This window comes from Mycobacterium sp. ML4, from assembly GCF_054515735.1.
In genome coordinates this window covers 41,051-66,662 of record NZ_JBTNSY010000016.1, presented here as the reverse complement: position 1 = coordinate 66,662, position 25,612 = coordinate 41,051, and the positions used below count along the sequence as shown (strand labels likewise).

17 protein-coding genes and 2 pseudogenes are annotated in these 25,612 nt (G+C 66.5%); 11 read left to right on the top strand and 8 right to left on the bottom strand.

Features of this window, described 5'->3' with window-relative positions; genetic code table 11:
- Complete coding sequence (locus ACX9NE_RS18805; protein WP_459362596.1) at nucleotides 1-1,611, bottom strand: sulfatase-like hydrolase/transferase; 1,611 nt, start codon at nucleotides 1,609-1,611, stop codon at nucleotides 1-3.
- Nucleotides 1,612-1,648: 37 nt separating this feature from the next.
- Between ACX9NE_RS18805 and ACX9NE_RS18800 the strand changes: the two genes are divergently transcribed.
- The gene (locus ACX9NE_RS18800) at nucleotides 1,649-2,476 is read left to right on the top strand and encodes an SDR family NAD(P)-dependent oxidoreductase (RefSeq protein ID WP_459362597.1); all 828 of its coding nucleotides are present in this window, start codon (nucleotides 1,649-1,651) and stop codon (nucleotides 2,474-2,476) included.
- A 1-nt stretch (nucleotide 2,477) separates the two neighbouring features.
- Here the strand turns inward: ACX9NE_RS18800 and ACX9NE_RS18795 are convergent, their stop codons facing one another.
- Nucleotides 2,478-3,974, bottom strand: a complete 1,497-nt coding sequence (locus ACX9NE_RS18795; protein WP_459362598.1) for a DUF4185 domain-containing protein — start codon at nucleotides 3,972-3,974, stop codon at nucleotides 2,478-2,480.
- 195 nt (nucleotides 3,975-4,169) lie between these two features.
- Here ACX9NE_RS18795 and glgX point away from each other — a divergent pair, with 195 nt between their 5' ends.
- Both glgX and ACX9NE_RS18785 read left to right on the top strand, forming a co-directional pair.
- Nucleotides 4,170-6,452, top strand: coding sequence for a glycogen debranching protein GlgX (glgX, locus tag ACX9NE_RS18790; RefSeq protein ID WP_459362599.1), 2,283 nt, complete (start codon nucleotides 4,170-4,172; stop codon nucleotides 6,450-6,452).
- Between the two features lie 120 nt (nucleotides 6,453-6,572).
- Nucleotides 6,573-7,334: a sensor domain-containing protein gene (locus tag ACX9NE_RS18785; RefSeq protein ID WP_459362600.1), complete on the top strand. Its 762-nt coding sequence runs from the start codon at nucleotides 6,573-6,575 to the stop codon at nucleotides 7,332-7,334.
- Nucleotides 7,335-7,341: 7 nt separating this feature from the next.
- Here the strand turns inward: ACX9NE_RS18785 and ACX9NE_RS18780 are convergent, their stop codons facing one another.
- Nucleotides 7,342-11,340, bottom strand: a complete 3,999-nt coding sequence (locus ACX9NE_RS18780; RefSeq protein ID WP_459362601.1) for a PPE domain-containing protein — start codon at nucleotides 11,338-11,340, stop codon at nucleotides 7,342-7,344.
- A gap of 471 nt (nucleotides 11,341-11,811) precedes the next feature.
- Between ACX9NE_RS18780 and ACX9NE_RS18775 the strand changes: the two are divergent.
- The 4 genes and pseudogenes from ACX9NE_RS18775 to ACX9NE_RS18760 all read left to right on the top strand — a co-directional run.
- Nucleotides 11,812-11,907 (top strand): annotated as a pseudogene (locus ACX9NE_RS18775) (DUF4235 domain-containing protein); the annotation flags it as partial.
- 142 nt (nucleotides 11,908-12,049) lie between these two features.
- Nucleotides 12,050-12,943, top strand: a complete 894-nt coding sequence (locus tag ACX9NE_RS18770; RefSeq protein WP_459362663.1) for a DUF1295 domain-containing protein — start codon at nucleotides 12,050-12,052, stop codon at nucleotides 12,941-12,943.
- Nucleotides 12,940-14,064, top strand: coding sequence for an FAD-dependent oxidoreductase (locus ACX9NE_RS18765; RefSeq protein ID WP_459362602.1), 1,125 nt, complete (start codon nucleotides 12,940-12,942; stop codon nucleotides 14,062-14,064). Before ACX9NE_RS18770 ends, ACX9NE_RS18765 begins: the two co-directional genes overlap by 4 nt.
- Nucleotides 14,042-14,521: a nuclear transport factor 2 family protein gene (locus tag ACX9NE_RS18760; protein ID WP_459362603.1), complete on the top strand. Its 480-nt coding sequence runs from the start codon at nucleotides 14,042-14,044 to the stop codon at nucleotides 14,519-14,521. The genes ACX9NE_RS18765 and ACX9NE_RS18760 overlap by 23 nt, the downstream gene beginning before the upstream one ends.
- Here the strand turns inward: ACX9NE_RS18760 and ACX9NE_RS18755 are convergent.
- The 4 genes from ACX9NE_RS18755 to ACX9NE_RS18740 are packed head-to-tail and all read right to left on the bottom strand — an operon-like array spanning nucleotide 14,460 to nucleotide 20,600.
- Nucleotides 14,460-15,791: an acyltransferase family protein gene (locus tag ACX9NE_RS18755; RefSeq protein ID WP_459362604.1), complete on the bottom strand. Its 1,332-nt coding sequence runs from the start codon at nucleotides 15,789-15,791 to the stop codon at nucleotides 14,460-14,462. The two genes, ACX9NE_RS18760 and ACX9NE_RS18755, sit on opposite strands and share 62 nt — an antisense overlap.
- A 56-nt stretch (nucleotides 15,792-15,847) precedes the next feature.
- The gene (locus ACX9NE_RS18750; RefSeq protein WP_459362605.1) at nucleotides 15,848-18,223 is read right to left on the bottom strand and encodes a Tex family protein; all 2,376 of its coding nucleotides are present in this window, start codon (nucleotides 18,221-18,223) and stop codon (nucleotides 15,848-15,850) included.
- A gap of 36 nt (nucleotides 18,224-18,259) precedes the next feature.
- Entirely contained in the window at nucleotides 18,260-18,745 is a 486-nt protein-coding gene (locus ACX9NE_RS18745; RefSeq protein WP_459362606.1) for an SRPBCC family protein, read from the bottom strand.
- Nucleotides 18,746-18,764: 19 nt separating this feature from the next.
- The gene (locus ACX9NE_RS18740; protein ID WP_459362607.1) at nucleotides 18,765-20,600 is read right to left on the bottom strand and encodes a serine/threonine protein kinase PknE; all 1,836 of its coding nucleotides are present in this window, start codon (nucleotides 20,598-20,600) and stop codon (nucleotides 18,765-18,767) included.
- A gap of 213 nt (nucleotides 20,601-20,813) precedes the next feature.
- On the opposite strand from ACX9NE_RS18740, the pseudogene ACX9NE_RS18735 reads away from it, so the two are divergent.
- Nucleotides 20,814-20,984: pseudogene (locus ACX9NE_RS18735) on the top strand (hypothetical protein); the annotation flags it as partial.
- Here the strand turns inward: ACX9NE_RS18735 and ACX9NE_RS18730 are convergent.
- On the bottom strand, nucleotides 20,972-23,149 hold the full coding sequence (locus tag ACX9NE_RS18730) for a glutamine synthetase III family protein (RefSeq protein WP_459362608.1): 2,178 nt from the start codon (nucleotides 23,147-23,149) through the stop codon (nucleotides 20,972-20,974). The pseudogene ACX9NE_RS18735 and the gene ACX9NE_RS18730 overlap by 13 nt on opposite strands.
- A gap of 230 nt (nucleotides 23,150-23,379) precedes the next feature.
- Between ACX9NE_RS18730 and ACX9NE_RS18725 the strand changes: the two genes are divergently transcribed.
- From ACX9NE_RS18725 to ACX9NE_RS18715, 3 genes are all read left to right on the top strand, one after another.
- The gene (locus ACX9NE_RS18725) at nucleotides 23,380-23,532 is read left to right on the top strand and encodes a WS/DGAT domain-containing protein (RefSeq protein ID WP_459362609.1); all 153 of its coding nucleotides are present in this window, start codon (nucleotides 23,380-23,382) and stop codon (nucleotides 23,530-23,532) included.
- A 4-nt stretch (nucleotides 23,533-23,536) separates the two neighbouring features.
- Nucleotides 23,537-24,802 carry an APC family permease gene (locus ACX9NE_RS18720; RefSeq protein ID WP_459362610.1) on the top strand — a complete coding sequence of 422 codons (1,266 nt, stop codon included), beginning with the start codon at nucleotides 23,537-23,539 and terminating at the stop codon, nucleotides 24,800-24,802.
- Between the two features lie 120 nt (nucleotides 24,803-24,922).
- Nucleotides 24,923-25,582 carry a VIT1/CCC1 transporter family protein gene (locus tag ACX9NE_RS18715; protein WP_459362611.1) on the top strand — a complete coding sequence of 220 codons (660 nt, stop codon included), beginning with the start codon at nucleotides 24,923-24,925 and terminating at the stop codon, nucleotides 25,580-25,582.
- The last annotated feature ends 30 nt before the right edge of the window (nucleotides 25,583-25,612 follow it).

Genomic DNA, 25,612 nt, shown 5'->3' with positions numbered 1-25,612 from the left:
TTAGCCGAACAGCGACGGGTCGGCGTCGAACACCGATATCGGCTCGACGATCACGCCGTTGTCCTCGACATAGCGATCCCACAACTCGACGAGTTCGGCAAGCGTGTCAGGATGTGCGGCGGCAAGATCGTGGATCTCGCCCGGGTCGGCGGACAGGTCGTAGAGTTGCCATGCCCCGTTACCGTGCGGCACGGGCAGGTACAGGGCCTTCCAGTCGCCCCGCCGAATCGCACGGCGGCCGAACAACTCCCACCCGGTGCCGGTCTCGGCGTCGTGCACGCTGTCCGCCCCGCCCGACAAATACGTCACCAGTGAGCGGCCCCGCATCGGCTCCACCTCGCGACCGCGCCAGCTGGTGCCGGGGTGCTCGACGCCGGCCAGCTCCAGCACGGTAGGCGCGATGTCCATCACCGTCGTGAAGGCGGTGCCGATCTCGGCTTGCCGCTCGAAACCCGGCCAGGTCAGGAAGCCGACCACCCGGATCCCGCCCTCGGTGGTGAAGGCCTTGTGCAACCGCGACGGCGCGGTCGCGGCCTGCGCCCAGCGCGGGCCGTACCAGATGTAGGAGCTGGGCCGGCCGAGGTTGTCCAAACTGTTGTCGCAGTACTTCTCGATCTGCGCGGCGATCTGCGGGCCGCGCAGCGGCATCGCCTCCACGATCGCACCCTCAGCGCCGTTGTCGGACAGGAAGATCACCACCGTGTCGTCCAACTCGCCCGTCTCGGTCAGGTAGTCGATCACCCGGCCGATGTTCCAGTCCATCCGGTCCACCATCCCGGCGTAAACCTCCATGCTGCGCGCCGATCGCGCCCGCTCGCGCTCCGTCATGTCGGCCCACTCCGCGGCGCCGTCGGCCACCACGGGATGCGCCTGCACATCCGGCGGGCACAGGCCAAGCTGCTTCAGCGCGGTCAATCGCGCCTCACGCAACGCGTCCGGTCCCTCGTCATAGCGGCCTCGATAGGCCGCGACGGATTCATCGGGTGCCTGCAGCGGCCAGTGCGGCGCCTGGAACGGAAGATAGGCGAAGAACGGCCGCTCATCATCGGGAGAACGTTCGCGCAGATAGCGCAACAAGGTGTCGGCATAGTAATCCGACGAGTAGAAATCCTCGCCGACCGAGACGAACTGGTCGTCCTCGGTGTAAAGCGTTGGCACGGAAAGGAATCCGGTACCGCCGACGCCGTAGTGGCTGGCGCCGGCCGGTAGCAGCGCGAACGAGCGGTCGAAACCGCGGGCCCAGGGGGATCTTTCGATGGTCGCGCCCAGATGCCATTTGCCCGACATCAAGGTCAGGTAACCGGCCTCGCGCAGCAACTCCGGCAACGCGACCACCCGGTCGTTCAAGTAGCCCTCGTAGCCCGGGGCGCCCTGGAAGCCCGGGACGGCCACCTCCAGCATGGTGCCGATGCCGGCGACGTGGTGGTCGGTGCCGGTCAGCAGCATCGCCCGGGTGGGCGAGCAGGCCGGCGCCGAATGGAAGTCGGTGAACCGGACCCCCCGATAGGCCAGCCGGTCCAAGTTGGGGGTCTCGATTTCACCGCCGAAGGCGCCGATGTCGGAGAAGCCGAGATCGTCGGCCACAATCACCAGAAAGTTGGGTCGCTTCACCTGGAGCATCCTGTCAGCTTCGGCAGAGGATACGAGCATGGCGCACGCACACGGGTTGCTGACGGATCGCGTTGCGGTGATCACCGGCGGCGGCGGCGGGATCGGCGCCGCAACCGCGCGGCTGTTCGCCGAGCACGGCGCCCGGGTCGTCATCGTCGACATCGACGGCCAGCGCGCGCACCGGACCGCCGACGAGATCGGTGACTCCGCGCTGGCGGTCGTCACCGACGTCCGGGAGGCGGATCAGGTCGCCGCGCTCACGGAAAGCGTCCGGGACGGTTACGGCGGGATCGACGTGCTGGTGAACAACGTCGGGCACTGGGTGCGCCATCCCGGCAGCTTCGCCGGCACGGACCCCCACCTCTGGGACGAGCTGTACCGGGTGAACCTGCACCACGTCTTCCTCGTCACCCGGGCTTTTCTGCCGATGATGCTCGAGCAGCGGGCCGGTGCGATCGTCAACGTCTCGTCCGTCGAAGGGCTGCGCGGCTACCCCGAGGATCCGGTCTATGCCGCCTTCAAAGCGGCGGTCATCCAGTTCACCCGCAGCCTGGCGGTCCAGGTGGGGTGCGACGGGATCAGGGTCAACGCGATCGGACCCGACGTCACCGAGTCTCTGCAGGTGCCCTACTCGCAATGGCTCTCCCCCGAGGAACACGACCAATGGCCCCAGTGGGTACCGGTCGGGCGCATGGGCCGGCCCGAGGACCAGGCCCGGGTGATCCTGTTCCTGGCGTCGGACCTCTCGGGGTTCGTCACCGGCCACACCATTCCCACCGACGGCGGGACCGGCGCGGCGGGCGGATGGTTCCGCTCCTCGCGCCGGGCCGGCCGGGAATGGACGAATCGCCCGATCGCTCCGTAACTCAGCCGAGCGTGGTGTGCATCAGCATCACGTCGTATGCCGACCACAGCGACAGGTTGAAGTAGACGTCCTTGCCCGTCGTCCACGGGTGCATCATCGGCGCGTAGACGCCGCCGGGCATCGAGAAGCTCGACACCAGCAGATGCTCCGGGCTGTAGGGCCCCTGCGGGGTCGGCGCGGTGCGGGCCACGACGTCGTTGGCGCCGTTGGTGTACATCACCAGATACTGCTTGAGATAGGTGTTGTACTGGGCCGACATCTCGGCCACCGGGCCGGGGATGACCGGAGTCGCGGCCGACGGCTTGTTCGGCACCCAGGAGTTCGAATCACCGTTCCAGTACTCGTATTTGGTGAGATCCGGGATGAATCGCGGCTGCACCCGCGACAGGTGCGCCGCGCCGCCGCGCCCGTTCGGAGTGCCGAAGGAGTAGAGGTAGCCGTCGCCGCCCTTGACGTAGGCTCCCATCTGGAAGTTCTCGTTGCCCTCGACATACGGGACCCGCGCGGCGTCGGGCCCGTTCGCGCGGATGGTGCCGGGGTATACCGACCAGGTCTGGCCGTTGTCGTTGGACATCGCGATGCCCGAATAGTTCGTCCACCATTCTCCGTCGCGACCCCAGTCCTTGATGGACATGAAGTTGATGTACTGGGTCTTGCCGATGGAGATCGCAGCTGTCGGGATGATTCCAGTCTCTTCCCTGGCGTATTTGATGCTGTTGATGACCTGCCGGGAGAAGCCGGGTTGCTGTGTCGGCGAGCCGGCGTACCGGTTGGAGGGGTCGCCGGCGTCCACGTGCAGTCCGTGGGACAGGTCGTGGTCGTTGCTGCGGAACAGTACGTTGTACCGCCACTGGTCACCCTTGACCGCGCAGTAGCCGAAGGTGTCGCCGAAGGCCATGAGCACCTGGTGGTTGGCGGGATCGCCGTTGTCCCAAAGGATTCCGAGGTCGGTCCCGGAGATGCCGAAGCGTTCGAGGGTCTTGTTCGGACCGTCCGGGCCGGTCACCCACTCCACCAGTGAGGTGTTGGAGCCCCCCAGCGCGCCTTCGGCATCCGGTGCTCCCGCCGGTGGTGCCTGCGCAGGAGCCGGGTTCGGTGGAACCACGGCCGCGTCGGGAGCCGGGGCAAGTTGCGCGGCCTGGGGTTGCTGGCCCGCCGCGGGCGGAGCGGGAACAGGAGGCGCCGGGTTGGCGCCCGGGACAAGTGCTTGCTGTTGCATCGGCGCGGAGTAGCGCTGACCCTGCTGAGGTACGCGCTGCAACGGACCCAACCTGGGTAAGGGTGCGCGGTCATTAGCACCGCGGGGCCGCTTGTTCATCGGGCCGAGCACCTTGCCCCCAGGATTGGTCACGACTGCATTCGCCGGGGGCGGGACGTTCGCTTCGGGGGCGCTGCACGGCAGCGCATGCGCCTGTGGCGCGAGGGCGGTCGGAAAAATGAGCCCGACAGCAGCCGTCGTTGCCAGCGATACCGAAACGAAGCGAGGAATCGCCGGCATGTCACACCTTTCCATACGCCGGACGCCAATTGACGTCCGCATGGGTTGATGTGACGATAGTGAGCAATGAGGTCTCTGTGACCTGTGAGCGGTTAATAGGTATGCGTCCGTGACCGTGTCGCAACCCTCGCTCAGCCCCAAAGCCGCTTCCCCTGAGGATGTTTTGGTCGCGCGCCGCAGATTGACAGCGATCTCATGCTTAACCCGGCGAGGCAGCGGATATACAGTGCGCGACCGCCGGTGTTCACAGTTCGGGCGAGTCCGTCAACGTCAGGAGGCACGGTGGTTACCAATGTCAGCGCAGAGCAGACCGCAGTGCCGGTGGCCGCCGGTAGCGGGCAGGCGACTGATCGGCCGGAAGTGTGGCCCGGCAAGGCCTACCCGCTGGGGTCGACCTACGACGGGTCCGGGACGAACTTCGCAGTCTTCAGCGAAGTGGCCGAGCGGGTCGAACTGTGTCTGTTCGACGACGACGGTGTGGAAACCCGCATTGCGCTTCCGGAGGTCGACGGGTTCGTCTGGCATGCCTTCCTGCCCAGCGTTCAGCCGGGCCAGCGATACGGGTTTCGCGTCTACGGTCCCTACGATCCGGCCAACGGCCAGCGGTGCAACCCCAACAAGCTCCTGGTCGACCCATACTCGAAGGCCATCGACGGGTCGTTCCAGTGGGACCAGTCGCTGTTCAGCTATAACTTCGGCGATCCCGACAGCCGCAATGACGACGACTCCGCGGCCAACATGCCCAAGTCGGTGGTGATCAATCCCTACTTCGACTGGGGCGTCGACCGCCCGCCGGGTCACGAATACGCCGACAGTGTCATCTACGAGGCCCATGTCAAAGGCCTCACCCAAACCCATCCGGCCATCCCCGAGCGCATCCGCGGCACGTATTCGGCGATCGCGCATCCGGCGATCATCGAGCATTTGACCACTCTGGGTGTGACCGCGATCGAACTGATGCCAGTGCACCACTTCGCCAACGACTCGACGCTGATCGACAAAGGGTTGTCCAATTACTGGGGCTACAACACAATCGGGTTCTTCGCTCCCGATTTCAAGTACACCGCCAGCAACACTCCGGGCGGCCAGGTGCAGGAATTCAAAGCAATGGTGCGCGCGTTGCACGAGGCAAACATCGAGGTGATCCTCGACGTCGTCTACAACCACACCGCCGAGGGCAACCACATGGGCCCCACGTTGTCGATGCGCGGCATCGACAATGCCGCCTACTACCGGCTCGTCGACGACGACAAGAAGTACTACATGGACTACACCGGCACGGGCAACAGCCTCAATGTCGGACACCCGCATACCCTGCAGCTGATCATGGACTCACTGCGCTATTGGGTCACCGAGATGCACGTGGACGGATTCCGTTTCGACCTGGCGTCCACGCTGGCGCGGGAATTCTACGACGTCGACCGGCTGTCGGCGTTTTTCGAACTCGTGCAACAGGATCCGATTGTCAGCCAGGTCAAGCTGATCGCCGAACCCTGGGACGTCGGACCCGGTGGATACCAAGTGGGAAACTTCCCGCCGCAGTGGACCGAATGGAACGGAAAGTTCCGTGACACCATCCGCGACTTCTGGCGCGGCGAGGACGCCATTCTCAGCGAGTTCGCCTCCCGGATCAGCGGATCGGCCGATCTCTACGAGCACACCGCGAGGCGGCCGGTGGCCTCGATCAACTTCGTCACCGCACACGACGGATTCACGCTGCGGGACCTGGTGTCCTACAACGAGAAGCACAACGAAGCCAACGGCGAGGACAACAACGACGGCGAGTCGCACAACCGATCCTGGAACTGTGGTGCCGAAGGCCCGACCGACGACCCGGAGATCAACGCCCTACGGGCCCGACAACAACGCAACTTCCTTGCGACAACCGTTCTGTCGCAAGGGGTTCCGATGATCTGCCACGGTGACGAACTCGGCCGCACCCAGAACGGCAACAACAACGGATTCTGCCAGGACAGCGAGCTGACCTGGATCAACTGGGACAACGCCGACAAGGACCTCATCGAGTTCACCCGTGCGGTGGTGGCCATCCGGGCAGAACACCCTGTATTCCGCAGGCGCCGCTTCTTCACCGGAGCCCCGATGCGTCATCGCGGCTCCGAAGGTCTGCCGGACATCTCATGGTTCCGGCCGGACGGTTCGGAGATGAACGACGAGGACTGGGACTCCGGCTTCGGCAAGTCAGTGGCGGTTTTCCTGAACGGCCTGGGCATTCCGGGTACCGATTCGCGCGGCCAGCGCATCACCGATGACTCATTCGTGTTGTGCTTCAACGCTCACCACGAACCCATCGAATTCGTCCTTCCGCCTGATGAATTCGGGCCGGGCTGGGTGGCGGTGCTGGACACCGCCACCGCCACCGGACACGTCGAGCACGCCGAAGCGCTCCCCCCGGAGGGCAAGGTCACGGTCGAAGGCCGAGCTGTGGTGCTCCTGCAGCAGACCCAGCGCGAGCAATAGGGGCGGGCCGGCAATTCCCACCGGCGCGAACGGGCAGTATGCTCATGCCGCCCAATGCAGCAGACGCGCCGGGGAGTCGCGGATTGCTTGCCGATCAACGACAAGCACAGAGGACATGTCATGCGCTCGCTCACCGCAGCTTTCACCATTGCCGCCGCCGGACTGTTGGTCGCCGCTTGCGGCGGCGACAACGAGACCGGCACGACGTCGTCGTCGAGTTCGTCAGCCAGCTCGACGGCGTCCAAGCCGCCAGTCGCGCAAGCGGCATTAGCGAATCTGCTACTCACTCCCGCCGAGATCGACACCGCCATGGGCACCACCGGAATGTCGACCAAGGACAAGGCCGACAAGCTGGCGGACGACAGCAACAAACAATGGCCGCAGGGCTGGAAGTGGCCCGCCGAGTGCATGTATGCCTACGGACCGGGCGAGAACCCGGTCTACGCCGGCAGCGGGTTCACTGCCGCGATGGGGCGGGACGACACCGCGGCGCCGGCCACCCCTGGATCCAAGGACATGGATCCCGAGGCCGTGCAGTATCTGGTGTTGTTCCCGTCGGCCACTGATGCGAAAGCCTTCTTCGACGCCTCGTCGAAGGCCTGGCAGGCGTGTGCAGATCGCGCCATCGTCACCCCGGGTGATGCCAACAGCCCGGAAGCCAACTGGAAAGTGGGACAAGTTAATTCGTCGAATGGTGTCCTGACCACCACTATTGCCCTGAGCATGACCGACGGCAGCACCACCATCGGCGGCACCTGCCAGCGGGCGCTGACCGTGCGCAACAACGTGGTGATCGACGTCAGTGGGTGCGGTCCCAAGGACCCCGGCGACGCCGGCGTCAAGCTGGCCAATCAGATCGCCGGGAAGGTCGACAAGCAGTAACTACCCGCTAGCCGAACAACGGCCGGATGGAGATGCGGAAGCTGCCGGGGCCGGCAATCGCCTGCAAGCCGTCGCTGGCGGCGACCGCAACGTTGATGAAGCCGTTGAATGCTTTGGCACCGGCGCCGCTGGCGGTGACAATGGCGAAGTTGCCGGCCGCCAGTCCACCGGACTGATCCCCGGCCAGCGCGAAGTTGTCGCCACCGGCCGTCACGGCGATATTCAGGAAGCCCGCGGCGCCGGCGATGACATCGTGGTTGCCGTCGCCGACGGCCGTGGCGACGTTGGCGAAGTTGAGCGGGCCGGCGCCGAATGCATCCACGATATTGTTGCCCGCGCCGACCGCGGTCGACACGATGCCGAAGGCGGCCGGTTGATTGCCGCGGGCCGAGACGCCGGTGTTGCCGTCACCGACGGCGGTGGCAACACCCCCCACGCTCAGGCCGGCGACACTTGCCGCCACCGTGTTGTTGTCGCCGACCGCGGTGGCGGCGATGGCGATGTTGCCGCCGACACCGCCCGCAGTCGCGAATACCCCGCCGTTCCCATCTCCGATCGCGGTGCCGAGAGTGGCGATGTTGCCACCGACGCCGGACGCGGTAGCCGACACCGAGTTGCCGGCTCCGGCCGCCGTGGCCAGGGTCGCGTAGTTCTGCAAACCGGTCGCCGATGCGGTCGCAGAGTTCTCGCCGCCGATGAAGGCGGTGGCGACGGTCGCAATGTTGCCCGCCCCGTTGGCGGTGGCTGATACGGCGTTGCCATCGGTGATGGCGGTGCTGAGGGTGGCGATATTGCCGCCGATTCCGACAGCCCTTGCCACGGCCGCGGTGTTGTTGCTGCCGAACACCGTGGCCAGCGTGGCGATGTTGCCGCCCGCGCCGCCGGCCTCGACCACCCCCCCGGTATTTCCGTCGCCGTACACCGTGCCCAGGGTGGCGATGTTCTCCAACCCGAAAGACGACACCTTCATCGAGTTGCCGTCACCGATCACCGTCGAAGCGGTCGGCACGCATCCGACCCCGGTGAGGTCCACCGTGGCCGTGTTCTGGTCGCCGATGGCCGTGGCGACCGTGACGATGTTGCCCGACCCGGTGGCGCTCGCGGACACTGCTTCGTTGTTGTCGCCGATCACGGTGCCCAGCGTGACGATGTTGCCGCCGACACCGATCGCGTGTGCGCCGGTGGTGGTGTTGCCGCTGCCGAAGACCGTGGCCAGAGTGGCGATGTTGCCGCCGGCACCGCCGGCCTCGGCTGCCACCGTGGTATTCCCGTCGCCGTACGAAGTGGCCACGGTGGCGATGTTGTCCACGCCGAACGCGCTGGCGGATAGACCGCTGTTGTCGCCGATGCCGGTGGCGATGGTGGCGATGTTTCCCAGACCCGTCGCACTGACCTTGGCGGTGCTGTTATTGCCGAAGACGCTGGCCAGTGTGGCGATGTTGCTGCCACCGCCGCCGGCCTCGGCGGACACCTGGCTGTTGCCGTCCCCAATCGCGGTGGCGAACGTCGCGATGTTGGCGCCCACGCCCGGCGCGCTGGCAGCGACGCCGTTGTTGTCACCGATGGCGGTGGCTACGGTGGCGATGTTCTCGACTCCGAACGCGTTGATGTTGAGGGTGTTCTTGTCACCGATCAGGGTGCCGATGTTGGCGGTGTTGCCCAGCCCGGTCGAAACCACCGACGCCGAATTGCCGTCCCCGATCACGGTTGCCAGTGTCGCGGTGTTGCCACCGCCGGCGCCCGCTTCGGCGTGCACCTGGGTGTTGCCCTGTCCGATTGCGGTGGCGAATGTCGCGGTGTTGAGGCCTACACCCGGGGTGCTGGCCGAGACGTTGTTGTTGTCGCCGTACGAGGTGGCGACGGTGGCAATGTTTTCCACGCCGAGCGCGCTGGCCGAGGAGGTGTTGTTGTTGCTGAACAGCACGGTGGACAGGGTGGCGATGTTGCCCGCGCCCAGCGCGCTGGCCTGGGCGGTGTTGTTGTCGCCGAAGACGGTGGCCAGCGAGGCAATATTGCCCCCCGCGATGCCGGCGTCGGCATCGACTTTGGAGTTGCCCTGGCCGATCGCCGTCGCGATGGTGGCGGTGTTGCCGCCCAGGCCCTTGGCTTCGGCAGTGACGTTGTTGTTGTCTCCATAGGAGGTGGCCAGCGTGGCGATGTTCCCGACGCCCACGGTTTCGGCCCCGGAATTATTGTTGTTGCTGAATAGGACGGTCGACACGCTGGCGATGTTGCCGCCACCGAACGCGCTGGCCTTGGCGGTGTTGTCGTTACCGAGCGAGGTGGCGACGGTGGCGATGTTGCCGCCCGCGCCGCCGGCGTCCGCGGACACCTGGGTGTTGTTGTTGCCGAACGCGGTGGCGATCTGGGCGGTGTTGGCGCCGACGCCGATGGCACTGGCTCCCACGCCGTTGTTGTCCCCGCCTGAGGTCGCCACGGTCGCGATGTTGCCGGCTCCGATCACCTTCGAGGTGACAGTGCTGCCGTTGCCGAAGGAGGTGGCCACGTTGCCGAGGTTGCCCGCGCCCAGAGCGCTTGCCGTGACGACGGGATTGTTCGCACCGAAAGCGGTAGCCACCGTGCCGATATTCTCGGCACCGCTCGCGTCGGCGGAGACGGTGGTGTTGCCGCTGCCGCCGACAGTCGCGAGGGTGGCGATGTTGTCCAGACCGAACGAGCTGGCCCTGACGCCGTTATTGGAGCCGAATAAGGCGGTGGCCGCGGTGGCGATGTGACCACCACCGGTCGCGGCGGCACTGATCGTGTTGTTGTTTCCGATGACCGAGGCGGCGACCGTGCCGAGGTTGCCGCCCACTCCCGTTGCCGTCGCCGCGACGGAGTTGTTGTTGCCGAGTGCGGCCGCAACCACACCTTCGTTGGCGCCCACCCCGCCGGCATCGGCCAACACGTTGGTGTTGCCGCTGCCCGCGACCGCGGCGACGATGGCGTTGTTCTCGACGCCGAACGCGCTGGCCGTAGCCCCGCTGTTGTTACTGCCGAACACCGCGGAGACGATTCCGGTGTTCTCGACGCCGATCACCCTGGCCGCCACGCCGGTGTTGTTGTTGCCGAAGGCGGCAGCCACGGTCGCATTGTTCTCCACACCTTCGGCGGTGGCCGAGACCGTGTTGTCGTTACCGAAGGCCGCCGCGACGGTCCCAATGTTTCCTACGCCCACCGCGTTGGCCAACACGGTGTTGTTGTTGCCGAACGCCAGGGCCCCGGTGCCGATGTTCACCGCGCCGGTCGCGTTCGCCGTCGAGTTGCTGCCGATGACGCCGGCGATGTTGAGAATCCCGCCCGTCGCCGCCGCATTGCTGCCACCGCCGAAAGCAAACGCGATATCGGCCAGATCGGCGCTTGCCGAACTGTTCGCGCCGGTCGCAACCGCCAATCCACCGAAAGTGGTGTTGGCGTGGGCGGTGCCCGTCTGCAGCAGCTGCAGACCGAAGATCGAGATGCTGAAATCCGCCCCGGCGCCGGGCAGTCCCAAAGCCTGCTGCCACGGTGCGAGCGCTGCGGCGACCGCGGAAGCCCCGGCATGGTAGCCCGCCATCACCGCCACGTCCTGCGCCCACAGCTGCTCGTAGACGGCCTCGGTGGCGGCGATCGCCGGCGCATTCTGGCCGAACAGATTCGAAATAATCAGCGCCACAAGCTCATTGCGATTTGCCGCGATCAGCGCGGGATGCACGATCGCGGCCTGGGCCGCCTCGAAGATGGCAGCCGCGGCGGCGGCTTGTCCGGCCGTACCCGCGGCCTGAACTGCCGCGGCGCTCAGGTAATTTGCGTAAGGGGCGGCCGCGGCCGCCATTGCCGCCGATGCCGGGCCCTGCCAGGGTCCGCCGGCCAGGCCCTCGGTGACCGAGCTGAACGACGATGCGGCGGACTGTAACTCACTGGCCAGGCCCTGCCAGGCCGTCGCCGCTTCCAACATCGGCCCTGGGCCGGCACCGGCATGCATCAGCAGCGAATTGATCTCGGGTGGCAGCACTGAGAAATTCATCAACCTGTCCGCTCTCAGATGGTGGGCTCAACCGGTCGACCGCCCCTCCGGTTGCGGCGACCGCCAAACACGACACCCCCCACCAGCCGCGCACCCGTGCACCTGATCCGTCGCCCAGCGCGTTATGTACCATCGACGCGCCTCCCGCCAACGAGATCGAATAGTTACCGGTCAGAACTGAGCAGCTGGCAGCAAAAACATAGCTGGCAAACCGGAATCGTGTTCGTATTTCGCGAAATGAAGTCAGGCAAAATGCCCGGTCCCGCTCTGCCTGTTGACACAGCCCCGTGCAGGCGCGTGACGCCGCTGCCGGGGCGGGCCGACCCGGGGAGTGACGATGGTTGCTGTGGAACGTGCCCGACCCCCGTCGCCGAGCCCCCTACATCGAGGGTGCGCACTGCATGGCCGGCGCACCGGGTAAACGTCCCCAACCCACGCGTTGAAGATCCGACGAATCCGGGAACCCCGGGGGCGGGATTGCAGGGGCTGATATTCGGCGTGGTCAAGGCCGCGGTCGACCGGGCCGGCGCCCGCGGTTGCCGAGGCGTGACCCACGAGTCCCCCTGACGCAGTCGACGGCCGCTGGGTAGAACGTGTTACAGTCTGCCCACCGCGGCCGAGGCTCCGGGCGAACCGGCCGATGCGCTGAAGGAGAGCCGGATGACCAGTGCCCGCCGTCAAGCGCAGTGGCGGAATTGAATTCGTCGTCATGACGGCAGCGGTCAGCAAAGCGCGATCATTGGCGCTCGTCACCCTCGCGTACCTGGTCGCGATCGGTGTCGCCGCTCTCTGGCTGGTCTGGGGTCCCGATACCGGCTGGCTGTGGCTGGATACCTTCATCGCCGACGTGCTGGCCACCCTGGTGGTGTTCGTGTTCAGCCGCGTATATCGCAACTCCAGCTTCTACGACGCGTACTGGAGCGTCATTCCACCACTGCTGGCGTTCTATTGGTGGAGTCAGGCCGGGCCGGGCGTCGATCCGCTGCGTTGCCGGCTGGTCGCGTTGCTGATCACGGTGTGGGCGATTCGGTTGACCGCGAACTGGGTGTACGGTTTTCCCGGCCTGCACCACGAGGACTGGCGCTACCCGATGTTCAAGGAGCGTGCCGGGCGCTGGGAATTCGTGGTCGACTTCTTCGCCATCCACCTCATCCCGACCTTGCAGGTCTTCGCCGGCATGCTGCCGGTGTACGTCTGCCTGACCCGTCCCGGAGCCGGACTGCGCTGGCTGGCGGTCCTCGCGTTCGCTGTCGGGTTGGCCGCGGTCACCGTCGAGCTCATCGCTGACGTGCAGATGCACCGGTTCGCCCGGAATGCCCCTACCGGTGCGGCGATGGACCTGGGGTTGTGGAGTTGGTCGCGGCACCCGAATTATTTCGGTGAGTTCGGTTTCTGGTTCGCGCTCGCGTTGTTCGGCGTGGCTGCCGCGCCGGGGGATGCGTGGTGGATGTTCATCGGCGCGGCGGCGATGCTGGCGATGTTCCTTGGCGCCAGCATTCCGATGATGGAAACCCGCAGCCTGCAACGCCGCCCGGAGTACCAGGGCGTCATCGACCGGGTGTCGCGCTTCGTGCCGCGGCCACCCCGGAAAATCTCGGCATGAGCCGTAAGCGGGTGGTGATCGCCGGCCTGGGCGACGTCGGCGTGCTGGTTGCGATTCACCTGGCCCAACACTTCGACGTGGTCGGCATCTCCGCGAAGCCCGGATTGGTCAGTGGCCAGGAACTGGGTGTCCGGCTTGCCCGACCGGAGGAGTGGGCACGGGATTACTGGATCCCCTTCGACAGATTCCGCAAGTTGGACGGGGTCAAGACGCTGCAGGCCGAACTCACCGGAGTCGACCTTGACGCGCGGACGGTCTTCGGGCGCCGCGAAGATGGCACGACCCTCACCGAGGACTACGACGCTCTGGTCATCTCCACCGGCGTCCGCAACGGCTTCTGGCGCCAGCCCTACTTGCAGTCCTCCGCCGAAATCGGTGCCGCTTTGTACGCCGCTCACGAACGACTCGCAACGGCCCGATCGGTGATCATCATCGGCGGCGGCGCAGCCGCGGTGAGCAGCGCCGTCAACGTCGCCACCACCTGGCCGGGCAGGCAGATCGACCTCTACTTTCCCGGCGAACGACCGTTGAGTGAATACCACCCGCGGACCTGGAAGCGTGTCGCAAACCGCTTGGCCGAACTTGGGGTGGGGTTACATGCGGGGCATCGAGCCGTCACCACCGACGACTTCACCGGCGAGGAGATCACCAGCGAACCGGTGCGCTGGAGCACCGGGCAAACTCCGGCGACGGCGGATGCGGTGTTGTGGGCGATCGGCCGGGTCAGCCCCAACACCGGTTGGCTGCCACCGGAACTGCTCGACGAGCGCGCGTTTGTCCGTGTGACACAACAGCTTCAGGTGCCCGGCCACCCGGAGGTGTTCGCCGTCGGAGATGTAGCGGCGACGGACCCGCTGCGCAGCTCGGCCCGCAATCGGGGATATGTGCTGGTGGCGCGCAATATTCGTGCCGCGTTCGCTGACCGGCCGTTGAGCACCTTCAAGGCCCCGCGGCGCCGGTGGGGCTCATTGGTCGGTATCCAGCGCAACGGGTTGGAGGTGTTCTTCCCCACCGGGCACGCCGTTCGATTTCCACTCTGGTCGGTCGAGCACCTGGTGATGCCGTTGCTCGTGCGCCGCGGCATGTACGGGGGCGTGCGTGAAAATTGCCCGTTCGGCTGAGCCCACCGCCATGCAGCCGTGTGAGCTCGTGGCGCGCGAAAAGATTCGCGACACGCTGGCCCGCTACAACTGGGCGGGTGACGCGGGCCGGACCGAGGATCTCGCCGCGACCTTCTGCCCGGACGGCGAGCTGGAGATACGCGGTACCCGGACCTGCGCGGCCGCTCCGAGATCGCGGGTTTTCTCGGCGGCATCACGACCGGTTTTGGCAGCGTCCGCCGGCGGGCACATCAAGCCCGTCGTGCGCCACGTCGTTACCAACGTGCTGTTCACCGACGTCACCGCGGACCGCGCCCACGTCTCGTCGTACTTCACCGTGCTCACCCGCATCGGACTTGACCACTTCGGTCGCTACCGCGACGTTCTGGTTCCCGATGACAACGGCCGGTGGCTGATCAAGCACCGGACCGTGTCGACCGATTGGATAGCCCCGGATTCACAGCTGGCCCACGGCTGAACAGCCGCGCTGCCGCCGCCGCGGCAAGGAACCCGCTGAGCGCCGCCCATCCGTCGATACCGGACAGGCCGTTCTTGGCCATCAGAACCAGCGCCACACCCGCGAGGCAGATCAGCGCACCGGCCGTGGTGGACCAGGCTCCCGCGCCGGATACCGGCCCGTCCCACCACGGTAGCCGCCGGTGCTCGAGCGGCGAAAGCAGCCGGAACATCACCGCCATGACGGCGGCGAATACGACCGCCCGCAGCGCCAGCAAGGCCCAGAATCCCGGCGCACGCACGTCGTAGGCGTCCAGACCGACGGCATTGAGACCGAATGCGGCAAGGGCGATCGCCGGAATGTGCCAGAGGTACAACGTCATCGCTCCCCCGTTGCCCACCGCCACCACACGCCAGACTCGCGGACGTCGGGCCCAGCGCCGGATGGGGCCAGCAGCGGCCACGAACGCGCACGACATCCACGCGCAGTGCAGCGCCAGCAACAGCGTGGGCGGCGAGACGTTCGACATCCGTTCCGCCCCGGTGACCACGAGCGATATCTCGTAAATTCCGCCCAGCGCGAGCGCCACCTGCGCGGCGAACGCCGCCGCCGCGGCAATCAGCGCGGCGCGCCCACTGACCAGTCGGCGGGCATAGGCAACGCCGATCGCCACCGGGATCAACCACACGATCACGAAGTTCGCCACACCCGATTCGGGCGTCCCCGCCGCAAAACGTATCCCGTCGACGGCGGCGGCGGCGGCGAGCAGACCCCCGACCGTCAGGGCGACCGCACGCCCGCTGCGCAGCCGGGCCATCGCGGGCACAAAGGCCAGCGCCAACAGGTAGACGCCGAGAAACCACAGCAGCGCCACACATTCGCGACCGAGACCGTCCGCGGATTCCGCGCCCAACGTCGCGCGTACCACCAGCAGAGCCGCCGTCCACGCAGCGAGATACCAGAACACCGGCCGGCACAGCCGCTGCGCCCTGACGAACAGCCAGGAACCCCAGCCGTTGCCTGGATGCCAGCCGTACGCACCGGCGGCGCCGCCGGCGAGGAAGAACAGCGGCATCACCTGCACCACCCAGGTCACCGGCGCGAGGACGGGAATTTCACCCAGGAGATTGCCGATCCGCACGCCGCTCGCGTCGATCGTGGCGAGCAGCAGCGCGCAGTGGCCGAACATCACCACGATCAGCGCAGCCAGTCGCGCGACGTCGACGGCACGGTCGCGGCGGCGGTCGCGGGCAAGCACCGACGGGTCGTGCATGAAAGTAGCGAGAGGCATTCGTCCAGCATGCCCACCCGGGTGAATTGGCGGATGAGTAGTACTACCGTCCTCGCTCACCGCCCGAAGCCCGCATCGCGCAACGCCTGCGCCATCGAATTTCCGCCCGGACGGGGTTCTCGGCGGCCGGCATTACCGGCACGTTGCGGATTGCCCTGCCCGGCATCGGCTTTGGGCTGACGACCGGCTCGGGCCACCGGCGGGCGATCCGATCTCTTGTCGCGCTGGGGCTGGTCATCAAGGCGCAGGCTCAGCGCGATGCGCTGGCGCTCGACGTCGACCTCCATGACCTTGACGTGCACCACCTGACCGGAACTGACGATCTCGTGCGGATCCGATACATACCGCTCAGCCATTGCGGAGATGTGCACCAAGCCGTCCTGGTGCACTCCGACGTCGACGAAGGCCCCGAATGCGGCCACGTTGGTGACCACACCTTCCAGGACCATGCCCGGTTTGAGGTCCGCGACCTTTTCCACTCCGGCTGCGAACGTCGCGGAGGTGAAGGCCGGCCGCGGGTCGCGCCCCGGCTTTTCCAGTTCGGCGAGAATGTCGGTCACGGTGGGAATGCCGAACCTGTCGTCAGCGAAGTCGGCGGGGCGCAGCTTCCGTAACGCACGTTCGTCACCGATGATCTCGGCGAGCGTGACACCCGCACGGTGCAGGATTCGCCGCACCACCGGATATGCTTCCGGGTGGACGCCGGACGCATCGAGCGGGTTGTCACCGTCACGGATGCGCAGGAAACCAGCGCATTGTTCGAAGGCTTTAGGGCCCAGCCGCGGAACATCCAGCAGGGCACGGCGGTTGTGGAATGGACCGGCATTGTCCCGGTGGGCGACGATGGCTTCAGCCAGCGATTCGGTGATACCCGAAACGCGAGCCAGCAACGGGACCGACGCGGTGTTCAGGTCGACTCCCACCGCATTCACCGCGTCCTCGACCACCGCATCCAAACTCCGGGCGAGGATCCCGGGTGTCACGTCATGCTGGTATTGGCCCACTCCGATGGATTTCGGGTCGATCTTGACCAGTTCGGCGAGCGGGTCCTGCAGGCGGCGGGCTATCGACACCGCGCCGCGCAGAGTCACGTCCAGATCGGGCAACTCGTGCGCGGCATACGCCGAAGCGGAGTACACCGACGCGCCGGCTTCACTCACCATCGCTTTCGCCGGGACGCGGACCAAGGGACCGCCGGCCGCCCGGATGTCGGCGATCAATTCGGTTGCCAGGGCGTCGGTCTCACGCGAGGCCGTGCCATTGCCCACCGCTATCAACTCGACTCCGTGGCGGGCGACCAGCGCGGCCAGGGTCGCCTTGGCGACGTCCCACTGACGCTGCGGTTGGTGTGGATAGATGGCGCAGGTGTCGAGCACCTTGCCGGTGCCGTCGACGACAGCGACCTTCACACCCGTGCGGAAACCAGGATCCAGGCCCAGCGTGGTGCGGGTCCCGGCCGGAGCCGCGAGCAGCAGGTCCTTGAGGTTACGGGCGAACACCGCCACCGCTTCCCCTTCCGCTCGCTGCCGCAATCGCATGCGGGCATCGACCGCCGCGGAGAACATCAGCCGGGCCCGCCAAGCCAGACTCACAGTGGTGGCCAGCCACGCCTGGGACGGTCGCCCTGCGGCCTTGACCGACAGGTCGATGCGGAGGGTGCCGGCGATCATCGCTTCGTAGACCTCGTCCGGACCAGCGTCGAAGTTCACCGCCAGCGCCTTCTCCTTCTCCCCCCGCAGCACGGCGAGCACCCGGTGCGACGGCATGCTATCCAGCGGCTCGGTGAAATCGAAGTAGTCGCGAAACTTCTGTGCTGCAGCACTTTTGGCGGTTTGTTCGGAATGCGGTGCGGTCCGCAGCGCAGCTCTGCCCCAGAAGGTCGCACGAATCCCACCGACAAGTTCCGCGTCCTCGGCCGCCCGTTCGATGAGGATGTGCCGCGCGCCCTCCAATGCGGCCGCGGCATCAGGAACGTCGTCACCGACGAACTCCGTCGCTTCGGTCTCGGGGACCAGCGTCGGGTCGGCAACCAGGCGCTCCGCCAGCGGCTCGAGACCGGCTTCGCGCGCAACCTGCGCCTTGGTGCGTCGCTTGGGTTTATAGGGCAGGTAGATGTCTTCCACCCGCGCTTTGGTGTCCGCGGCCAGCAGAGCCGCCGTCAACGCGTCGGTCAGCTTGCCCTGTTCTGCGATGGACGCCACTACGGTGTTGCGCCGTTCGTCGAGCTCACGCAGGTACCTCAATCGCTCCCCGAGGCTGCGCAGCTGACCATCGTCGAGGCTGCCGGTGACCTCTTTGCGGTAGCGGGCGATGAACGGCACGGTGGCGCCGTCGTCGAGCAGCTTGACCGCGGCTGTCACCTGCGGTAGCTCGATCGCCAGTTCCTCAGCGAGACGGGCGTTTACGGATTTCGTGGTGGCGGTCGGAGTCACCGGCAGGACCCTACCGAACGTCTCCGACAGCGCGAGTCAACCGGTTCCGGCGCGCCCCCGCACGGTCCGGTCCAGGATGCCCAGCGTCGCCCGCAGCGCGCCTTCGGAGATTACCGGGAAGATCCCGGCGTCGCGCCACTGCTGGTCGATGTCCGACCAGTCGTAAAACGACGTCACCACGGTGGCGGTCCCGTCGTCAGTGGGTTGCAGGCGATAACCGTAAACGTGGCCGATCTGCGGCCGGATCTGGCCGAGGATGGTCCAGGCGATCAACCTATCCTGCTCGAACTCGGTGATCTGCACGGTGACGTCGTACTTGCCCAACTGCGGGAAGTCGTTCAGTGACTCTCGGTCCATGTGAACCACGAAACTGTCACCGACCGCCGTCACCGGATCGCCTTCGGCATCCTGCAGCATCCCCGACGAATCGATCGCGACGTGCCCCCGCGGGTCACAGAGCAGCCCAAAGATCACGGCCGCGGGCGCCGCGATGGTGCGTTCGGTTTCAATGCGTTCTGACATCGGTTCCCAGTCTGGCAGGTCAGCCGATCAACTTCGTCAGCCAGTTCGGGTTCTGTAGGTCCACGCCGCTGCTGCCGTCCCACACGAAGGGCGTGCCGTTGGCGTTGAATCCGGCCAGCGACACGCTGGCATTGGAGGATTTCGTCTGGGCCGTACCGAGGTCGGCTCCCGACTTGATGCAGTTGGTCGCCGTGCTGTTGGCCCCGATGGTTTGCGCCAGATGCGCCAGCTCGGCGTCGGTTCGGTCGGAGGCGGCGCTCTCCTGCGGCTGGAAATCGCTGCCGAACAGCGCTGCATAGAAGCTCATGTAAACCCTCGGATCATTCTGTGCGGCAACACAGTACGACGCAGCGACGGCTCGGGTCGAGTAATTCTTGGTATGCGACTGTTCGTCGAGGAAGTTCAGCAGGTGGTACCGCACCGCAAGCTTCTTGTTGTTCACCGCGGTATCGATGTCGGTGGCGTAGGACCTGATGAACGCGCCGCACGGCGGGCAGATCGGCTCGTTGAAGACGTCGATGGTTGCGGTTGCCGCAGAGCTGCCGATGAACACACCGTCATTGAGAACGTTGAGTTTGACCGCGTCCGCGGCCGGCGTTGGCGTCGGGGCCTTCATCGGTCCCGTGGAACGCTTCGGCTGGGAGAAACCGATGATCAGGCCTCCTGCGACCGCTACGATCACGGCGATTGCAAACCCCGCCCACAACCAGGGCTTACGCAGCAGGCTCGTCGGACGCGGCGGCGGCTGACCCCACGGCTGCGCTCCGCCGGCGCCGGGGGTTGCGGTTCCCCAGCCGGGCGATCCGGCCCACTGCGGCGCCGCCGGTATGCCCTGGCCCCCTGCCGCCGGTTGGGTGCCCGGCAGGGCGGGTACCGGCCAGGACTGCATGCCGGGACCGGCTTGTGGCATCGCAGGCGGCGGCGTCGCCGCAAGAGTTCCCGGGGTCTGCCCAGCCGGCGGTGACGGCAGCTTTCCGACCTGACTGCGTTCGAGAATGTCGGCGGCGCGGTCCTGATCGGGCGTGGCCAGTGCGGCGTACGCTGCCGCGGACAAATCTCCGCAAGTGGGATAGCGGTCCGCCGGATCCTTGGCCATACCGCGGGCGATCACCTGATCGAATGCCGCCGGTATGCCCGGGCGCGCCATGCTGGGCCGCGGAACCGGCTTGTTGAGATGTGATCCCATCACGCTGAGCTGGTCACCCCGGTACGGCGGAGATCCGGCCAGGCATTCGTAGAGCACACAGGCCAGGGCATAGATGTCAGCGCGATAGGTCACCTCGGACTCGCCGAAGCGCTCGGGCGCCATGTAGTACAGCGTGCCCACCGTGCTGCCGATCTGGGTGAGCTTTTCATCCGACCCGGCGCTGGCGATGCCGAAATCGACGAGATACGCGAAGTCGTCGGCGCTGACCAGGATGTTCTCCGGCTTGACGTCACGATGTGTCACCCCTGCGGCGTGTGCCGCATCCAGTGCCGCACCGATCTGCCGGATGATGGCGACGGCGCGCGGCGGGGTGAGCGGCCCGTAGCGCTTCAAGATGCCGGCCAGGTCCTGGCCGTCGATCAGCCGCATGTCCACATACAGCTGCCCGTCGATCTCGCCGTAGTCGTGGATCGGCACGACGTGCGGTTCCTGTAACCGTCCGGCGGTGCGGGCCTCACGCTGCATGCGGATGCGGAAGACCGGGTCCTGCGACAGCGACGGTGACATCAGCTTCAGCGCGACGACCCGCTCCCGCACCGTGTCCTCGGCCTCGTAGACGTCGCCCATACCGCCGCGCCCCACCAGACGCCGCAATCGGTAAGGCCCGAATTGCGTGCCGACCCGCGAACTCTCGGACGTGTCACCCATCGCCGACTTTTCACCCGCCTTCCGCAGCTGCCGACCCGAAGCGCTCTTGCGCCCGCGGCCATGACCCGCGCCGGACACGAGTGCGCGGTGGCGTGCCAGGCATAAGGCTAATGGGTCGGACAACCGCGAGGCGGGATTACCGACGAGGCGGCCCCGGACGTAGGGACATGATGAAATTTAACTCAGGTCACCTAATCCGACGTCGGAGATGCGACCGGGTTGACGACGCTCACCGGTGACTCGTTCACCGGCACACCGGTCGACCCGATGATGCCGACCTGCGGGCGCAACCGACCCGGGTCGCCGGACGTGAGGGCCGGGAATCACCAGGTCCGCGGTTGCGGCCGGCCCCCACGCCCGACGACGGTCTCTCACAGGATGTAGAGCATCTCCTGATAGGTGGGCAGCGGCCACAGGTCATCGGCCACAACGCCTTCCAGCGCGTCGGCCGCCGACCGCACCGCCTCCATCGCGGGCAGCAGCTCCTTCTGGGCGTGGGTCGCCTCTTCGAGCGCCGAAGCCGACGAGTGATGCGACAACGCGGCTTTCAGTGTCGAAAGCGCTGCGGTGAGATCGGCCAGCGGAGCCGAGACCGCTTCCAGCGCAACGGTATTGGGTTCGATACCGGCGGCCTTCAAGGTCGCCACGTTCTGGGCGAGCTCGGTTTGGTAGCGGACGGCCGCCGGCAGAATAACTGTCGTACCCATTTCCAGCGCCAGCTTCGCTTCCACCGCGATCGTCAGGGCGTACTGCTCCAACCGCACCTCATAACGGCTGTGCAGCTCACGCTCGGTGAAGACGCCGTACTTCTCGAAGACCGCCACCGCTCCCGGCTTGATCAGCTCTGGGATGGCGTCCAACGTCGTCTTGAGGTTCGGCAATCCGCGCTCGGCCGCCTCGGTCTGCCAGTTCTCCGAATACCCGTCACCGTTGAACACCACGGCGCCGTGCTCGGTGATGACATCGGTGAGTAGTTTTTGCACCGCGGCATCGAAATCCTCCCCGTCCTCGACGGCCTGCTCGAGAATCGTGGCCATGTGGTCGAAGGAGTCGGCCATGATCGTGTTCAGGATGATCATCGGCACCGCGACCGTCTGTCCGGAGCCCGGTGCCCGGAACTCGAATCGGTTGCCGGTGAACGCGAACGGGCTGGTGCGGTTGCGGTCGCCGGCGTCGGTGGGCAGCGGCGGCAGGGTGTCGACACCGATGATCATGGTGCCCTTGCCTTTTGACGACGTCGCCGCACCCTTGGCGATCTGCTCGAACACATCGGCGAGTTGCTCGCCCAGGAAGATCGAGATGATCGCCGGCGGCGCCTCGTTGGCACCGAGCCGGTGATCGTTGGTGGCGGAGGCGACCGACACCCGCAGCAGACCGGCGAACTTGTGCACGGCTCGGATCACCGCCGCGCAGAACACCAGGAACTGCGCGTTCTCGTGCGGGGTGTCACCCGGCACTAATAGCGACCCCAGCTCGGAGTTGCCGACCGAGAAGTTGACGTGCTTGCCCGAACCGTTCACCCCGGCGAACGGCTTCTCGTGGAAGAGGCACTCCATGCCGTGCTTTTTGGCGATGGTCTTGAAAATCGTCATCAGCAGCTGCTGATGGTCGGAGGCGATGTTGGCCCGCTCGAACATGGGCGCCACCTCGAACTGGCCCGGGGCCACCTCGTTGTGCCGGGTCTTGGCCGGAATGCCGAGTTTGAACAGCTCCCGCTCGGTGTCCATCATGAAGCCCAGGACACGCTCGGGCACCGCGCCGAAGTAATGGTCGTCGAACTCCTGACCCTTGGGCGGCTTGTCGCCGAACACCGTACGCCCGGCGTTGATCAGGTCCGGCCGCGCGAGGAAGAAGTGCCGGTCGACCAGGAAGTACTCCTGTTCGGGGCCGCAGAACGACACGACCTTGTTGAGGTCCTGGTGGCCGAACAGTTTGAGGATGCGCTCGGCATGGATGCCCATGGCCTGCTGGCTACGAAGCAGCGGGGTCTTGTAGTCCAGCGCCTCCCCGGTCATCGAGACGAACACGGTGGGGATGCACAGCGTGTTGCCGTTCGGGTTCTCCAGGATGTACGCGGGGCTGGTCACGTCCCAGCCCGTGTAACCGCGGGCCTCAAAGGTGCTGCGCAATCCGCCGGACGGAAAGCTGGAGGCGTCGGGTTCGCCCTGGATCAGTGTCTTGCCCGCGAACTCGGCAAGCGTCGCCCCGTCGGACACCGGCTCCAGGAAGCTGTCGTGCTTCTCGGCGGTCAGGCCGGTCATCGGGTAGAAGACGTGGGCGTAGTGGGTGGCGCCCTTCTCCAGCGCCCAGTCCTTCATCGCCACCGCGACCGTATCGGCGACGGCGGGGTCCAGCGGGGCACCCTTCTCGATGGTTGCCACAATCGACTTGAAGACGGTCTTCGGCAGCCGCGCCTGCATCTCGGCCTTGGTGAAGACGTTCGAGCCGAAGATCTCCCCTGGCGCCTCACCCGGTACGAAGCTGATCGCCGGGGGTACGTATGCCTCGACATTGTTGATCGCCTGCAGACGGACCGCGTTTCCGCTCAATTGAGTTCCTATCGCTATCTTCGTTGAGGGGGGTCCGTGGCTCGTGGCCGGACGGACGCTAGACCGCCTCACCGTAGGAAGGTCCGATGCCAATCCTGTTACGCCGGCGTCAACGCTGGCGCAGCATTGGTTGCAAACGTGCGACGCAGGGAAACGGAGGGGCTCGACGTGCAGCAGCTGAGTTGGAGCGACGACATGATGCTGCGGGCTGAAGGCCGGCAACACCGCTCTTGAACCTGTGTCATGTCGTGGCCAGCTACAACGGAATTCTGTCGATCAGCGCAACCGCCGATCGTGACGCTCTGCCCGATCCGGCCCGTTATGCGCAGTGCATGCAGAACGCGTTCCAGGGCTTGCTCGCCGCGGCGGGCCGGATAGCGTGACTGGGTGACGACCGGGGAGCGGCCTCAAAGTCAGTTGCGGCGCCGACTCGGCACCGGCGACGCGGTGGTGATCGGCCTCAGCTCCATGATCGGCGCCGGTATCTTCGCGGCGCTGGCACCGGCGGCGCGAGCGGCCGGGGCTGGTCTGCTGATCGGATTGGCGGTCGCGGGAGTGCTCGCGTACTGCAACGCCACGTCCTCGGCACGGCTGGCTGCGCTCTATCCCGCGTCCGGAGGCACGTACGTCTACGGGCGACAGCGCCTGGGTGAGTTCTGGGGATTTCTCGCGGGCTGGGGATTCGTGATCGGGAAAACCGCCTCTTGCGCGGCGATGGCCCTCACCGTCGGGGCGTACGCGTGGCCTGCTCACGCGCACGCCGTCGCGGTGGCATCCGTGCTGAGTCTGACCGTTATCGACTACCTCGGCGTGCAAAAGTCAACGTGGCTGGCGCGCATCATCGTGACGACAGTGCTGCTGGTGCTCGCCGCAGTCATCGTGGCCACCTTTGGGTTCGGAGCCGGTGATGTGGTCGCGAATGTGACTGACTTACAGGGCATCTCGTGGGGTGGTGTATTGCAGGCGGCCGGCTTGCTGTTTTTCGCGTTCGCCGGCTATGCCCGCCTCGCGACGCTGGGCGAGGAAGTTCGCGACCCGGTCCGCACGATTCCGCGGGCGATTCCAATTGCACTGGCGATCACGCTGGCCGTCTACGCCGCCGTCGCGGTCGCCGTGTTGTCGGTGCTCGGGCCGCAGCGGCCCGCCTCGACTGGCAGGCCCCTGGTGGAGGCGGTACGCGTTGCGAACGCCGGCTGGTTGGTGCCGATCGTGGCGATCGGTGCCGCGCTGGCGGCGCTGGGTTCGCTGCTGTCACTGTTGCTGGGGGTCTCACGGACCACGCTGGCGATGGCGCGCGACCGCCATCTTCCGCGCCACCTCGACGCGGTGCATCCGAGGTTCTCCGTGCCGCATCGCGCCGAAGTTGCGGTCGGAGCGGTGGCCGCGGTACTGGCCGCCACCGTCGACCTGCGTGGTGCGATCGGGTTCTCGTCGTTCGCGGTTCTGGTGTACTACGCAATCGCCAATGCGTCCGCGTACAGTTTGCGCCCCGACGAAGGGGCGCCGCCCAAGATAATTCCTGTGCTGGGGGTGTTGGGCTGCGTCGTCGTGGCGTTCGCCCTGCCGGCGACGTCGGTGATCGCCGGCGCCGCGTGCGTGGCGATCGGTGCATCGGTTTTCTGGGTAGGGCGCCTGGTGCGCAGGGATTGGTGAGGCTTCGCTTGCTGGCGCGCAGGCCGTCGGTGCGGTTGGGTGTGCCTCGTGGTTGACGATCAATGGAGCCGGCACCGGCCTCATCCTTTCGAGCCCCACCGCGAGGGTGCGTCCGGCCGCTTGAACTGGCTGCGAGCGGCGGTACTGGGGGCTAACGACGGCGTGGTCTCGGTCGCCGGCGTCGTCGTAGGTGTTGCCGGTGCCACCGCGGCACGGGGACCCATCTTCACCGCCGGCCTGGCGGGTCTCGTTGCCGGCGCTGTCTCCATGGCACTGGGTGAATACGTCTCGGTGTCCAGTCAGCGCGACAGTGAACGGGCTCTGCTCCGCAAGGAGCGTCACGAATTGCGGGACACTCCAGAGACCGAACTGGCGGAGCTCACCGCCATCTATCAAGCCAAAGGTCTGACGCCGCTGACCGCCGCGCAGGTCGCGAAAGAACTGACCGCCCATGACGCGTTCGCCGCGCATGCTGAGGCCGAACTCAGGATCGACCCCGAGGAGCTGACCAACCCGTGGCATGCCGCCGCCGCCTCAGCCGCCTCCTTCATCGCCGGCGCGCTACTTCCGCTCGTGGCGATTCTGCTCCCGCCCGCTGAATGGCGAGTGCCGGTGACATTCGTCGCGGTACTGATCGCCCTGGGCCTGGCGGGTGCGCTCAGTGCCCGGATCGGAGGTAGCAGTGTGCGCCGCGCGGTGTTGCGCGTCACCATCGGCGGTGCGGCCGGACTTGCGTTCACCTACGGCGTAGGTCACCTGTTCGGCACGGCCGTCACCTGACACACACGGCTTTGGTCCCGGCCACAGAGG